General features: G+C 70.6%; 14 protein-coding genes. 2 read left to right on the top strand and 12 right to left on the bottom strand.

Annotated features, from left to right (window positions below):
* Positions 1-14 precede the first annotated feature (14 nt).
* From FJR00_RS08460 to ctaE, 6 genes are all read right to left on the bottom strand, one after another.
* Complete coding sequence (locus tag FJR00_RS08460) at positions 15-296, bottom strand: Lrp/AsnC family transcriptional regulator (protein ID WP_075958909.1); 282 nt, start codon at positions 294-296, stop codon at positions 15-17.
* 36 nt (positions 297-332) lie between these two features.
* Positions 333-668 carry a metallopeptidase family protein gene (locus FJR00_RS08455; RefSeq protein WP_075958908.1) on the bottom strand — a complete coding sequence of 112 codons (336 nt, stop codon included), beginning with the start codon at positions 666-668 and terminating at the stop codon, positions 333-335.
* A 103-nt stretch (positions 669-771) separates the two neighbouring features.
* Positions 772-2,586: a cytochrome bc1 complex cytochrome b subunit gene (gene qcrB / locus FJR00_RS08450; protein WP_141338331.1), complete on the bottom strand. Its 1,815-nt coding sequence runs from the start codon at positions 2,584-2,586 to the stop codon at positions 772-774.
* A complete protein-coding gene (gene qcrA / locus FJR00_RS08445; protein WP_141338330.1) occupies positions 2,583-3,659 on the bottom strand; it encodes a cytochrome bc1 complex Rieske iron-sulfur subunit in 1,077 nt (358 codons plus the stop codon). Before qcrA ends, qcrB begins: the two co-directional genes overlap by 4 nt.
* Before the next feature lies 1 nt (position 3,660).
* The gene (gene qcrC / locus FJR00_RS08440) at positions 3,661-4,464 is read right to left on the bottom strand and encodes a cytochrome bc1 complex diheme cytochrome c subunit (RefSeq protein WP_141338329.1); all 804 of its coding nucleotides are present in this window, start codon (positions 4,462-4,464) and stop codon (positions 3,661-3,663) included.
* Between the two features lie 70 nt (positions 4,465-4,534).
* Positions 4,535-5,188, bottom strand: a complete 654-nt coding sequence (gene ctaE, locus FJR00_RS08435; protein ID WP_181409556.1) for an aa3-type cytochrome oxidase subunit III — start codon at positions 5,186-5,188, stop codon at positions 4,535-4,537.
* A gap of 216 nt (positions 5,189-5,404) precedes the next feature.
* Between ctaE and FJR00_RS08430 the strand changes: the two genes are divergently transcribed.
* Positions 5,405-5,827, top strand: coding sequence for a DNA-binding transcriptional response regulator (locus tag FJR00_RS08430; RefSeq protein ID WP_141338328.1), 423 nt, complete (start codon positions 5,405-5,407; stop codon positions 5,825-5,827).
* Positions 5,824-6,924 (top strand): anthranilate phosphoribosyltransferase, encoded by a 1,101-nt coding sequence (trpD, locus tag FJR00_RS08425; RefSeq protein WP_141338327.1) that lies wholly within the window; start codon positions 5,824-5,826, stop codon positions 6,922-6,924. The genes FJR00_RS08430 and trpD overlap by 4 nt, the downstream gene beginning before the upstream one ends.
* Positions 6,925-6,999: 75 nt before the next feature.
* Here trpD and FJR00_RS08420 read toward each other — a convergent pair whose 3' ends face one another.
* From FJR00_RS08420 to FJR00_RS08395, 6 genes are all read right to left on the bottom strand, one after another.
* Complete coding sequence (locus FJR00_RS08420) at positions 7,000-7,401, bottom strand: cytochrome c oxidase subunit 4 (protein ID WP_141338326.1); 402 nt, start codon at positions 7,399-7,401, stop codon at positions 7,000-7,002.
* Positions 7,402-7,404: 3 nt separating this feature from the next.
* The gene (gene ctaD, locus FJR00_RS08415) at positions 7,405-9,180 is read right to left on the bottom strand and encodes an aa3-type cytochrome oxidase subunit I (protein ID WP_141338325.1); all 1,776 of its coding nucleotides are present in this window, start codon (positions 9,178-9,180) and stop codon (positions 7,405-7,407) included.
* A 17-nt stretch (positions 9,181-9,197) separates the two neighbouring features.
* Entirely contained in the window at positions 9,198-10,118 is a 921-nt protein-coding gene (ctaC, locus tag FJR00_RS08410) for an aa3-type cytochrome oxidase subunit II (protein ID WP_141338324.1), read from the bottom strand.
* A gap of 51 nt (positions 10,119-10,169) precedes the next feature.
* The gene (gene aat / locus FJR00_RS08405; protein WP_141338323.1) at positions 10,170-10,895 is read right to left on the bottom strand and encodes a leucyl/phenylalanyl-tRNA--protein transferase; all 726 of its coding nucleotides are present in this window, start codon (positions 10,893-10,895) and stop codon (positions 10,170-10,172) included.
* A gap of 72 nt (positions 10,896-10,967) precedes the next feature.
* Complete coding sequence (locus tag FJR00_RS08400; protein WP_141338322.1) at positions 10,968-11,321, bottom strand: HesB/IscA family protein; 354 nt, start codon at positions 11,319-11,321, stop codon at positions 10,968-10,970.
* Between the two features lie 148 nt (positions 11,322-11,469).
* Positions 11,470-12,561, bottom strand: a complete 1,092-nt coding sequence (locus FJR00_RS08395; protein ID WP_141338321.1) for a glycerate kinase — start codon at positions 12,559-12,561, stop codon at positions 11,470-11,472.

Genomic DNA, 12,561 nt, shown 5'->3' with positions numbered 1-12,561 from the left:
CGTGGCCAGGGACGTCAGCCGTCGAGGCCCAGGTCGAAACCGGCGTCGAGGTCCTCGTCGGAGTAGGTGCGGAAGGCGATGTGGGTGCTGGTCTCCAGGACGCCGGCGACCTTGTTGAGCCGGTCGGCGATGACGTCGTGGAAGTCCTCGTGGCGGGAGACCCGGGCGACGGCGATGAGGTCGACGTCGCCGGTGACGGAGTAGACCTCGCTGATGCCCTCGATCGCGGCGATCTCCCGCGCCGCCTCAGGGATGCGGGCCACTTCTGCCTTGATGAGGACGATCGCCGAAATCACCAGGCCACTGTAGCGCCCGGGCCGTCGGCCGGTGCCTCAGCCCCAGCCCAGCTCGTGCAGCGCCTCGTCGTCGATGCCGAAGTGGTGGGCGATCTCGTGGACGACGGTCACCGCGATCTCGTCGAGGAGGTGCTCGCGGTCCTCGCACATCCGCACAAGCGGCCCGCGGAAGATCGTGATCCGGTCGGGCAGGGTGCCGCCCCAGGACAGGTCGCGCTCGGTCAGCGGCACCCCGTCGTAGACGCCCAGCAGCTCGGGGTCCTCCGGCGGGGGTTCCTCCTCGACGAGGAAGACGACGTTGTCGAGCTGGTCCATCAGCTCGACCGGGACCAGGTCGAGGGCGTCGCCGACGGCCTCCTCGAACTCGGTCATCGTCAGCGCGGCCGGGTCACCGCCCAGGTCGCCCTCCGCCGCGCCCGACGACGGCGCCCCGTCCTCCGGGAGGGGGACGGGGCGCTCGTCGGGTGCGTGCTCGTCAGCGACGACGACCGGCTCCGATGCTGTCGTCCTCGACGTGCCCGCTGACCGGGGCGCCGGGGATGTCGGAGACGGACTCGGAGTGCTGCTCGATGCCGGCCGCGGCCTCCGGGGTGTCCAGCGCCTCGTGCTCGCCGTGGTGGTGGGCCGCCGCCAGCTCGGCCGGGGTGACCGGGGCGATCGTGTCCTTGTAGTAGAACCGCGACAACGCGTTGCGCAGTCCGGAGCCGCCGCCGGGACGGCGCACCCCGTGCTCGTCGACACCGCCGGCCTCGAGGCCGAGCGGACGGTAGGTGTCGTGCTGCACCAGGGCCCAGCGCTCGTACTCGTCCATCGGCTCGTGGACCTCGAAGAACCGGCCCTCGGGGGTGCGCACGATGCGTCCGGTCTCGTGCCCGTGCAGGACCTTCTCCCGGTCGTGCCGCTGCAGCGACAGGCAGATCCGCTTGGTCAGGAAGAACACGATGACCGGCAGCACGAAGAACATCAGCCGGAAGAACATGGTGATGTCGTTGATCGACAGCTGCAGCTTGATCGCCAGGATGTCGTTGATCGTGGCCAGCGCCAGCACCAGGTACATCGAGATGGCGGCCAGGCCGACCGCGGTGCGGGTGGGGGCGTTGCGCGGGCGGTCGAGCAGGTGGTGCTCGCGCTTGTCGCCGGTGATCCAGGCCTCGACGAAGGGGTAGATGCCCAGGATCAGCCACACCAGCGGGAGCAGGAGCAGCGAGCCCAGGAAGATGTTCATGCTCCAGGTGGTGCCGAACAGCTCGAACTCCAACCAGCCAGGCAGCAGCCGCAGCGCACCGTCGGAGAACCACATGTAGAAGTCCGGCTGCGAGCCGGCCGTGACCTGGGTCGGGTCGTAGGGCCCGTACACCCAGACCGGGTTGATCTGGACGAGGGCCGAGACCAGGGCGGTGATGCCGAAGACGACGAAGAAGAACCCGCCGGCCTTGGCGGCGTACACCGGCATGACCGGGAAGCCGACGACGTTGTTGTTGGTCCGGCCGGGCCCGGGGTACTGGGTGTGCTTGTGGATGACCACGAGCGCCAGGTGGGCCACGAACAGGCCGACGAGGATCGCCGGGATGAGCAGCACGTGCACGATGTACAGCCGCGGGATGATCGCCTCGCCGGGGAACTCCCCGCCGAAGACGAAGAAGGTCATCCAGGTGCCGATGACCGGGGCGGACATCATGAAGCCGTTCATCGCCCGGATACCGGTGCCGGAGAGCAGGTCGTCCGGCAGCGAGTAGCCGGCGAAGCCCTCGATGGCCGCCAGCAGCGACAGGACCACGCCGATGACCCAGTTGATCTCGCGCGGCTTGCGGAAGGCGCCGGTGAAGAAGACGCGGGCCGCATGCAGCGCGATGCCGACGATGAAGAACAGGGCCGACCAGTGATGCAGCTGCCGCATGAGCAGGCCGCCCTTGACCTCGAAGCTGATGTCCAGCGTCGAGGCGTAGGCCTCGGACATGCCGACGCCCTTGAGCGGGACGTAGGCACCGTCGTAGGTCACGTGGCCGAGGCTGGGCACGAACCAGAAGGTGAGGAAGGTCCCGGTGATCAGGGCGATGACCATGGAGTACATGGCCACCTCGCCCAGCAGGAAGCTCCAGTGGTCGGGGAAGACCTTCTTGAGGCCGAAGCGCATGGCCTTGGCCAGGCCGGTCCGGTCGTCGATCGGGCCGAGCGCCCGGGGGAAGCGGGCGTCCGCCGAGGCCTGGTTGGTCGGGTCGATCGCCGTCGTCGTCGAGGCGCTCTCCGTGCGCAGGTGGTCGGCCCCCTGCGGGACGTGGGTGGCGCTCATGCGTCGTCTCCCTTCAGGAGGCCGGGACGCTCACGCTCGAAGAAGCTGACGCCGACCGGCTCGCGGAAGCTGTCCGCGGCGACGAGGTAGCCCTCGTCGTCGATGGTGATCGGCAGCTGCGGCAGCGGCCGCCGCGCCGGACCGAAGATGACCTCGCAGTCGTTGGTCATGTCGAAGGTCGACTGGTGGCACGGGCACAGCAGGTGGTGGGTCTGCTGCTCGTAGAGCGCCACCGGGCAGCCGACGTGCGTGCACACCTTGGAGTAGGCGAAGACCCCGTCCACGCCCCAGTCGAGCTGCTTCTGGCTCTGCACCACCGAGGGGTCGAGGCCGACCACGATGACCTGGGCCTCCGCCTTGACGATGAGCAGCTCGTCGGCGGGCAGGTCGTGCGCCGCCTCGCCGACGTAGCCCTCTGGCATGACGTGGAAGACCGACCCGCGGGTCACGTCCGCGGCCCGGATGGGAGTTCCGGACGGGTCGATCATCAACCGCATGCCCGCCTCCCAGACGGTGTCGTAGAGCTCGCCACGCGGACGCGGCCCGAGACCTGCGACGACGGGCACCACCAGGGGAAGGGCGAACAGGCCCAGCGCCCCGCCGGCGGAGCCGAGGATCGCGGTGCGGCGGTTCAGCTGGGAACTGCGCCACCCGTGCGAGAGGGTCTGCGCCACGGCCTGACGGTCTTCGTCCGGGGAGGTCTGGGGGTGCCGCTCCTCGACCTGCTCGACGTCGGGCATGAGCGTCTTGGACCAGTGGATGGCCCCGAGGCCGATGCCGAGCAGGGACAGGCCCATCGTCAGGCCGAGGACGACGTGGAAGAGGTTGACCTCGCCGATGCCGATGATCGTCCCCTTGAGCTCGGGGTCGATCGCGAAGTAGGCGACGAGGAACAGGATCGAGGAGATCGCCGAGATCGTGAACAGCACCACGACCTGGGTCGCGGCCCGCCGAGCGGCCTTCTCGTCGACGTCCGCGCGTCGCGGCACGTGCGGCGGCAGGCCCGGGTTGGTGAAGCGGTCCTGGGGCGCGGTGCCGCTCAGGGCCGGCAGGTCGTTGTCGTGGGTCGCCACCTCAGGCCGCCTTCCGTCCGATCCAGATCGCTGCCGCGATCATCACACCGATGCCGATGGTCCACACGAACAGCGCGTCCCCGGCCGGGCCGACGCTGCCCAGGCCGGCGCCGCCGTGGGAGTTGCCGCCGTCCTCGATGTACTTGAGGAAGGCGATGACGTTCTCCTTCTCCTGCGGGGTGAGGTTCTGGTCGTTGAACACCGGCATCGACTGCGGGCCGGTGAGCATCGCCTCGTAGATGTGCTGCGGCTCCACGCCCATGAGGGTGGGGGCGTACTTGCCGCGGGTCAGCGCTCCCCCGGTGCCCGAGGAGTTGTGGCACATGGCGCAGTTGGTGCGGTAGGCCGCGCCCCCGGCGGCGATGTCGGCCCCCTCCAGGTCGAGGTACTCCTCGTCGGGCACGTCCGGGCCGGGACCCAGGGAGTCGACGTAGGCGGCCAGCTGGGAGATCTGCTCCTCGCTGAACTGGACCTGCGCGGCGTTGCGCTCGGCCTGCACGCCCGGCGCGGGCAGCGGCATACGTCCGGTGGAGACCTGGAAGTCGACCGAGGCCGCCCCGACACCGATCAGGGAGGGCCCGATCGGGTCCACGCCCTCGGCGTTGGTGCCGTGGCAGGTGGCGCAGTTGGCCAGGAACAACTGCTCGCCGGCCTCGACGTCCTCCTGGGTGGCGGTGGCGGCGGAGGTGCCGGGGGCGGCCTTGGGCGCGAAGGCTGCGTAGGCGGTGCCGGTGAAGGTCAGGCCCAGGAGCAGCAGCACCAGCAGCGCGAGGGGGCTGCGGCGACGTGCGGCGAGAGAACTCACTCGTCGATCCTTCCGAGGGTGATCGGGGTGGGCGGGTGGGCCGCTGTCGGCCGCGGACGGGGTCATGGTGTCACTGGAGCAGGTAGATCACGGCGAACAGCGCGATCCACACGACGTCGACGAAGTGCCAGTAGTAGGAGGTCACGACCGCGCCGGTGGCCTGGGCGTGGGTGTACCGCTTGGCGGTGAAGCTGCGGCCGATGATGAGCAGGAAGGCGATGAGACCACCGGTGACGTGCAGCCCGTGGAAGCCGGTGGTGATGTAGAAGACCGACCCGTAGGGGTCGGCCGTCGGCGTGACCCCCTCGCTGGTGAGCGTGGCGTACTCCCAGACCTGGCCGGCGATGAAGGTGGCCCCGAAGAGGTAGGTCAGCACGTACCACTCGCGCATGCCCCAGCCCTCGGCCCCCAGCGGGTTGCCGATCTTGAAGATGCTGCCGGTGCGGTGCGGGATGCCGCGCTCGGCCTTCCACACCCCGAACTGGCACCAGAGCGAGGAGATCACGAGGATCATCGTGTTGATCGTGGCGAACGTGACGTCGAGGTACTCGGTGCGCTCGGCCCACATGTCCGGCGAGACGGACCGGATGGTGAAGTACATCGCGAACAGACCGGCGAAGAACATGATCTCGCTGGAGAGCCAGACCATCGTCCCGACCGCCGTCATGTTGGGCCTGGTCGCAGGCCCGTGCATGGTCGCGTGGAACCGGTCCGCGTCGGTCATCGTTGCTGCAGGTGTCGTCGCCACCCGGACATTATGGCCCAACGTCGTAGATGAATGTGCACCCCCGGCCCGCGTGCCGCCCCCGGATGTGCCGCCGGGGCACGGATCCCGTGGTCGGAGGCGGTCGCGGCAGGGGTCGGCCGACCTCCCGGCGGGCCCCAAGGTTGGACGACCGGGGCCGACGGCCCGGGCCGCCCACCCGCTACGATCGTGCCCATGACCGTCACCCCCGCCGCGTCCCAGCACCCTGACACCCAGGCCCGCAGCATCTCGGTCCTGCTCTTCAGCGACGACCGCTCGGTGCGCGACCAGGTCCGGCTCGGGGTGGGCGACCACCCGGCCGACGACGTCGTCGTGGAGCGCTGGCACGAGTGCGCGACCGCCCCGGCCGTGGAGGCCGCGGTCGACGAGGGCGGCTACGACGTGCTCATCCTCGACGGCGAGGCCCAGCCCTACGGCGGGATGGGTCTGGCGCGCCAGCTCAAGAGCGAGGTCTTCGACTGCCCGCCGATCGTCGTGCTCACCGGCCGTCCCGTCGACGGCTGGCTGGCGACGTGGTCGCTGGCGGACGCGGCCGTGCCGCGCCCCTTGGACCCCGAGAAGCTGGCCGACACCGTCGCCCACCTCGCCCGCCGGTGACCGGCGGAGCGACCTCCCCCGCCGGCGACGCCGCCGCGACCACCTGGCCGGACCTGCTGACCGCGCTCGTCGGCCGGCACGACCTGTCCCGCGAGGACACCCGCTGGGCGATGGACCGGATCATGTCGGGCGAGGCCGGCCCCGCCCAGGTGGCCGCCTTCCTCACCGGGCTGCGCGCCAAGGGTGAGACGGTCGAGGAGATGGTGGGCCTGTCGGGCGTCATGCTCGAGCACGCCCAGCAGCTGACCGTCGAGGGACCCACGATCGACATCGTGGGCACCGGCGGCGACCGCGCGATGACGGTGAACATCTCCTCCATGGCGGCCGTGGTGACGGCGGCCGCCGGGGCGGTCGTCGTCAAGCACGGCAACCGGGCCTCCTCCAGCCGGTCCGGCTCGGCCGACATGCTCGAGGCCCTCGGCGTGCGGCTGGACCTGTCCCCCGACCAGGTCGCCGACCTCGCCGGCCAGGTGGGCATCACCTTCTGCTTCGCCAACGTCTTCCACCCCGCGATGCGGCACGTCGCCCCGGTGCGTCGCGACCTGGGGATCGCCACGGCCTTCAACTTCCTCGGCCCGCTGACCAACCCCGCCCGGCCCCGGTATGCCGTGGTGGGCTCGGCGGACGCGCGGATGGCCCCCCTCATGGCCGGGGTCTTCGCCGACCGCGGCACCACCGCCGCCGTGTTCCGCGGCGACGACGGGCTGGACGAGGTGACCCCGGCCACGACGAGCCGCCTGTGGTGGGTCGACGGCGGGGGGTCCGTGCAGGAGTGGACGCTGGACCCCACCCGCCTCGGCGTCCCCCTGCACACGGTCGAGGACCTGCGGGGAGGCGACGCCGCGCAGAACGCCCAGGTCGCCCGCGACCTGTTCGCCGGGTCCACCGGTGCCGTGCGCGACGCGGTCCTGCTCAACGCCGGCGTGGCTCTGGCCCTGCTCCAGGCCGGGGAGAACGGCCCCCACCCGCGCACCGAGGACGAGCTGCACGCCCACGTCCGGGCAGGGATGGACCGGGCCGCCCGGGCGATCGACGAGGGCACGGCCGCGGCACTGGTCGGGCGGTGGGTCGAGGCCAGCCGGGCCCTGACGGCCTGACGACCGTCCCGACGACAGCAGAACCCCCGGCCGCATCGGCCGGGGGTTCTGCTGTGCGGGGGGCGGGTCGTCAGCTCAGACGGCCTTCTCGCCGCGGAAGTACTCGAAGGTCCAGCCGAGGATCGAGACCACCAGGAACGGGGTGGCCACGACGGTGAGCCACCAGCCGACCGCGACGCCCAGGACGACGACCGTCGTCGACAGGCCGAGCCACAGCGGCCACCACGAGTACGGCGCGAAGTGGCCGTAGTCCCCGGCCTGGTCGGCGATCTCGCCCTCGAGGTCGTCCTCGGGCCTGGCGTCGACCGTGCGGCCGGACAGCCAGAAGAACCACGCGACGAATCCGGTCATCACGGCCGTCAGGAGCAGGCCCAGGATGCCGACCCACTCGGACAGACCGGTGAAGTAGGCGTAGATGACCCCGACGAGGAGGAAGAACGGGATCAGGTAGGCAAAGACCTTGGCTTCAGCCTTCACGGCTCAGCGCTCCTCTCCGGTGCGACCACCGGTCTCGGTGCCGACCCGGCCACGGGGGTCGGTGTCGGGTCCGCCCAGCAGCTCCTCGGCGACGGACTTGTCCGGCTCGGGCGACTCCATCGTGCCGACCTCCGGGTGGTGCAGGTCGAAGACGGGCCGCTCGGAGCGGATCCGCGGGATGGCGTTGAAGTTGTGCCGCGGGGGCGGGCACGAGGTGGCCCACTCCAGCGAGCCGCCCCAGCCCCACGGGTCGTCGACGGTGACCTTGGGCGTGCGGAAGCTCTGCCACACGTTGTAGAAGAACGGCAGCATCGAGACGGCCAGCACGAACGAGGAGACGGTGGAGACCTGGTTCATCCAGGTGAAGCCGTCCTCGGGCATGTAGTCGGCGTAGCGCCGCGGCATCCCGATGACGCCCAGCCAGTGCTGGATGAGGAAGGTGCCGTGGAAGCCGAGGAAGAGCAGCCAGAAGTGCACCTTGCCCCAGGTCTCGTTGAGCATGTGCCCGGTGAGCTTGGGCCACCAGAAGTAGTAGCCGGCGAACATCGCGAAGACGACGGTGCCGAAGACCACGTAGTGGAAGTGCGCCACGACGAAGTAGGAGTCGGTGACGTGGAAGTCCAGGGCCGGGCTGGCCAGGATGACACCGGTCAGACCGCCGAAGAGGAAGGTCACCAGGAAGCCGACGGCCCACAGCATGGGGGTGTCGAGCTTGACCGAGCCCTTCCACATCGTGCCGATCCAGTTGAAGAACTTCACTCCCGTGGGCACGGCGATGAGCATCGTCATGATGGCGAAGAACTCGAGCAGGATCGCGCCGGTGGCGTACATGTGGTGGGCCCATACCGACACCGACAGGGCGCCGATGGCCATCGTGGCGAAGATCAGGGTCTTGTAGCCGAAGATCGGCTTGCGCGAGAACACCGGGATGATCTCGGTGATGATGCCGAAGAACGGCAGCGCGATGATGTAGACCTCGGGGTGGCCGAAGAACCAGAACAGGTGCTGCCAGAGCATGGCGCCACCGTGGGTCGGGTCGTAGATGTGCCACCCGAAGATGCGGTCGACCGCCATCCCGAAGAACGCCGCGGCCAGCACCGGGAAGACCATGAGGACCAGGATCGAGGTCACCAGGATGTTCCAGGTGAACACCGGCATCCGGAACATCGTCATGCCGGGGGCGCGCATCGACACGATCGTGGTGATGAAGTTGACCGCGCCGAAGATCGTCGCGAAACCGGTCACCGCCAGGCCCAGGACCCACAGGTCGCCGCCGAGGCCGGGGCTGTGCGTCGGGCCGGCGAGCGGCTGGTAGGCGAACCAGCCGAAGGAGGCCGCGCCCGAGGGCGTGAGGAAGCCGCCGACCGCCACGAGGCTGCCGAAGAAGTACATCCAGTACGCCAGCATGTTCAGCCGCGGGAAGGCCACGTCGGGCGCGCCGATCTGCAGCGGCACGAGCGCGTTGGCGAAACCGGCGAACAGCGGTGTCGCGAACATCAGCAGCATGATCGTGCCGTGCATCGTGAACAGCTGGTTGAACTGGTCGGGGTTGTCCACGACCTGCAGGCCCGGGGTGTAGAGCTCGGCCCGGATGATGAGGGCCATGAGGCCACCGACGATGAACCAGGCCATCGTGGTGACGAAGTAGAGGTTGCCGATGACCTTGTGGTCGGTGGTCGTGAGGACCTTGACCGCCAGGCGCACGAAGGAGTCCTTGTCCTCCGGGCGCCGCGGGGAGGTCGTTGCCCCCTGCGTGTCGGGTGAGGTGATGATCGCCATCAGTTCAGGTCCTTGTCTCAGCGGTCGTCGGTGTCGACCGCGCCGTCACGGATGTAGCCCTCGTCGTCGCTCATCCGGTCCCGCTGGTCGATCTGCAGCTCGTACTGGTCCAGCTCGGTGCCCAGGATGCCGGTGTTGCCGGAGTCGCGCAGGTCCTCGATGAAGGTCTCGTACTCCCCCTGGGAGACGACCTCCACCTGGAAGAGCATCTCGGAGTGGTAGGCGCCGCACAGCTCTGCGCACTTGCCCTGGAAGACGCCCTCCTCGGTGGTGGTCACCTGGAAGATGTTGACCCGCCCGGGGACCATGTCCAGCTTCTGCAGGAACTGGGGCACCCAGAACGAGTGGATGACGTCGCGCGAGGTGAGCACGAACTCGACCCGGCTGTCGACCGGCAGGACCATGGTGGGCAGCGTCTCGGGCAGCCCCTCCTCGCCCTTGTTCAGGTCGTTGGCCTGGATGCCGGCGACGTGCACGTCCTCGTTCATGTAGTTGAAGTCCCAGCTCCACTTCTTGCCCACGACGTTGACGACCACGTCCGGGTCGTCCTGCCGCTCGAGCAGGGTGTTCTGGACCTCGACGGTCTTGCCGAAGATCGCCGCGACCATGAGGATCGGCACGACGGTGTAGAGGATCTCCAGCGGCACGTGGTAGCGGAACTGCGGGGGCAGCTCGTCGTCGCTGCGGCGGCGGTAGGCGAAGACGGCCCACAGCATCAGGCCCCAGACGAGCAGGCCGATCGCCAGCGCGGCGATCCACACGGCGTTCCAGAAGAAGACGACCTCGTCGGCGGCCTCGGTGACGGGCTCAGGAAGGTAGCCACGGGTGAAGGCCTCGCCGCACCCGGACAGCAGCACCGCGGCCGCCCCGGCGGTCGCGGTCAGGCCCCACCGTCGGGCGGACCCGCCGCCGGACCTGCTCTTCTCACGCCTCGTCACTGGACACCTCGCACTTCCTCGCACCTACACCGGGCATGACGTCCGCACACCTTACCGTGGCGCACCCGGGGATTCTCGCACGACGTGCGACGTATTGTCGTGCACCCCGCGCCAGCGCTCCGGCAGCTCCTGGGCCACCGCGGCGGCGACCATCCGCAGGTATGCGGTGCGCGGCACCTCGCGCACGCCCAGGGAGGCCAGGTGGGGGGTGGACCACTGCACGTCGAGCACCCACGGCATACCGTCCTCGGAGAGCACCTGCACCAGCCCGACGACGGCGGCCTTGGAGGCGTCGGTGACCCGGCGGAACTTGGACTCGGCGGCGAAGAGCCGACCGACCGCCAGCCCGTAGAGCCCGCCGACCAGCTCCCCGTCGCGCCACACCTCCACCGAGTGGGCCCAGCCGAGCTCGTGCAGCCGGGTGTATGCCGTCGCGACGGCGGGGGTGATCCAGCCCCCGTCCCGCGAGGGGTCGGCGCAGCCGGCGACCACGTCCTCGAAGGCGGTGTCCACCCGCAGCTCGAACCGACGCAGCGACCGGCGCAGCGAGCGGGAGACGTGCAGGTCCCCGGGCAGCAGCACCCCGCGGGGGTCCGGGGACCACCAGCCCAGCGGCGGCGCGCCGTCGACGCCCAGGCCCATGGGGAACAGGCCCGAGCGGTAGGCCCGCAGGACGGTTCCCGGCTCCAGGTCCGCCCCGATGCCGACGAGGTCGTCCCCGGGCGTGGCCCCCTCGGCGGTGAGGTGCCACGGCGTGGGCGGCGGCTCGATCGGCATACCCCCCAGTGTCCCCCCGGCACGACGAACGCCCCCGTCCCGACCGGGACGAGGGCGTGTCGGAAGAAGACGTCAGCTGAAGCTGTCGCCGCAGGCGCAGGAACTGCCCGCGTTGGGGTTGTCGATGGTGAAGCCCTGCTTCTCGATGGTGTCGGCGAAGTCGATCGACGCCCCGTCGAGGTAGGGGGCGCTCATCCGGTCGACGACGACCTCGACGCCGCCGAAGTCGGCGAACAGGTCGCCGTCGAGGGTGCGCTCGTCGAAGTAGAGCTGGTAGATGAGGCCGGAGCAGCCACCGGGCTGGACACCGATGCGCAGGCGGAGGTCGTCGCGACCCTCCTGCGCCAGCAGGCTCTTCACCTTCTCGGCGGCCACGTCGGTCAGGGTCACGCCGTGGGTCGCGGTGCTCTGGGTGGTGTCGGTCATGCTGCGGGTCCTCTCCCTGAGGGTGGTCGGTCTCTCGGAGGCAACGTCGTCGCGGCGGCGGGTGTTCCCGACGCGGCCGAGCCGTCCGGTGCCAGCGTACGTCAGATCCGGTCGTCCTCCGACAATTCGTCGATTCCCGGGGGCCGTGTCATTGCGGCGGCGGCGTCCAGGTGCGGGCGACGCGGGCCGCCGTCGCGTGAAGGTCCTCCCCCGCCCTCGGCTCGTAGCTGCCGCTGACGCCCAGGGCCATCCCCTCGCGGCGACCGACGGCGACCTCGGCGGCGAGCACCACGGTGGGGGTGGCGGTGTCCAGCGCGGCCTTCGCCGTCTCGGCGACCACGCCGTCGTGGACGGTGGCGCCGTCGTAGGCCGTGGTGACCAGGACGAGCAGCGAGCCGGGCAGCCGGTCGCGCAGGCCGAGCTCGTCGAGCAGCAGCCGGGCCCCGGGCACGGTGCGCGCGCCGAGCAGCTGCAGCGCGTAGCCCACGCCTCCCCCGGTACCGGACCCCAGCTCGCGCTCGGGACGGCGCGGGAGACCGGTGAGCAGCTCCTTGACGGGCGGCATCACCTGGTTGACGCGGTCGCTGAGCCGGCCGAGCTCTCCCTCGAGCCGCTGGGTGACCGCGGGGGCCACGCCGAAGTCCTCGGTCAGCAGCGCGCTGGAGCCGTTGAACCCCAGCAGCGTGGCCTCGGTCGTCGCGGCGAGCACGAGGTTGGCGCCGGCCCACTCCTGGCGGACCTCGGGCAGCCGCTCGAGGTCCTCGCCCGCCCCCAGAGCCTGCAGCAGGCCGAGACCGCCGTCGTGGCAGGCGAGGGGGCCCACGCCGACGACGATCCGGTCCACCCCCGTGCCCCGCGCCGCGGTGAGGAGGGCGCCGACGCCGGCGCTCGTCATACCCCCCGGGTCGCGGAGCGACTCCGTGTCCACGAGGTGACGTCCGCAGGCCTGGGCGGTGTCGAGGTATGCGGTGCGCGTCCCGTCGCGCTCGACGAGCGCGATCCCGGCGGGCACCTCTCCCCCGGTCGGCCCGGGGACGACGACGGGGTGGATCGCCCCGCCGAGCGCCCGGGCGACGGCCTCGGCGAACCCGGCCCCGCCGTCGTGGCTGGCGTGGGCCTCGACGGTCGCGTGGGTCGCGGTGGCCGACCAGCCGGCGGCGGCCTGCTCGGCGGCCTCGTGGGGGCCGAGCTCGCCGAAGCCGTCGGCCACGACGACGACGCGGGGGCTGCGCTGGGCCAT

The organism is Ornithinimicrobium kibberense, from assembly GCF_006519705.1.
In the GTDB taxonomy this organism is placed as follows: Bacteria; Actinomycetota; Actinomycetes; order Actinomycetales; family Dermatophilaceae; genus Ornithinicoccus; species Ornithinicoccus kibberensis.
This window is presented reverse-complemented; position numbering and strand designations above follow the sequence as displayed.

Excerpts from the sequence above, each read along its gene's own strand:
- FJR00_RS08455 (WP_075958908.1), bottom strand. The coding sequence starts at position 668 with ATGACCGAGTTCGAGGAGGCCGTCGGCGACGCCCTCGACCTGGTCCCG.
- qcrB (WP_141338331.1), bottom strand. The coding sequence starts at position 2,586 with ATGAGCGCCACCCACGTCCCGCAGGGGGCCGACCACCTGCGCACGGAG.
- ctaE (WP_181409556.1), bottom strand. The coding sequence starts at position 5,188 with ATGACCGACGCGGACCGGTTCCACGCGACCATGCACGGGCCTGCGACC.
- FJR00_RS08430 (WP_141338328.1), top strand. The coding sequence starts at position 5,405 with ATGACCGTCACCCCCGCCGCGTCCCAGCACCCTGACACCCAGGCCCGC.
- ctaD (WP_141338325.1), bottom strand. The coding sequence starts at position 9,180 with ATGGCGATCATCACCTCACCCGACACGCAGGGGGCAACGACCTCCCCG.
- aat (WP_141338323.1), bottom strand. The coding sequence starts at position 10,895 with ATGCCGATCGAGCCGCCGCCCACGCCGTGGCACCTCACCGCCGAGGGG.
- FJR00_RS08400 (WP_141338322.1), bottom strand. The coding sequence starts at position 11,321 with ATGACCGACACCACCCAGAGCACCGCGACCCACGGCGTGACCCTGACC.
- FJR00_RS08395 (WP_141338321.1), bottom strand. The coding sequence starts at position 12,561 with ATGGCCCAGCGCAGCCCCCGCGTCGTCGTCGTGGCCGACGGCTTCGGC.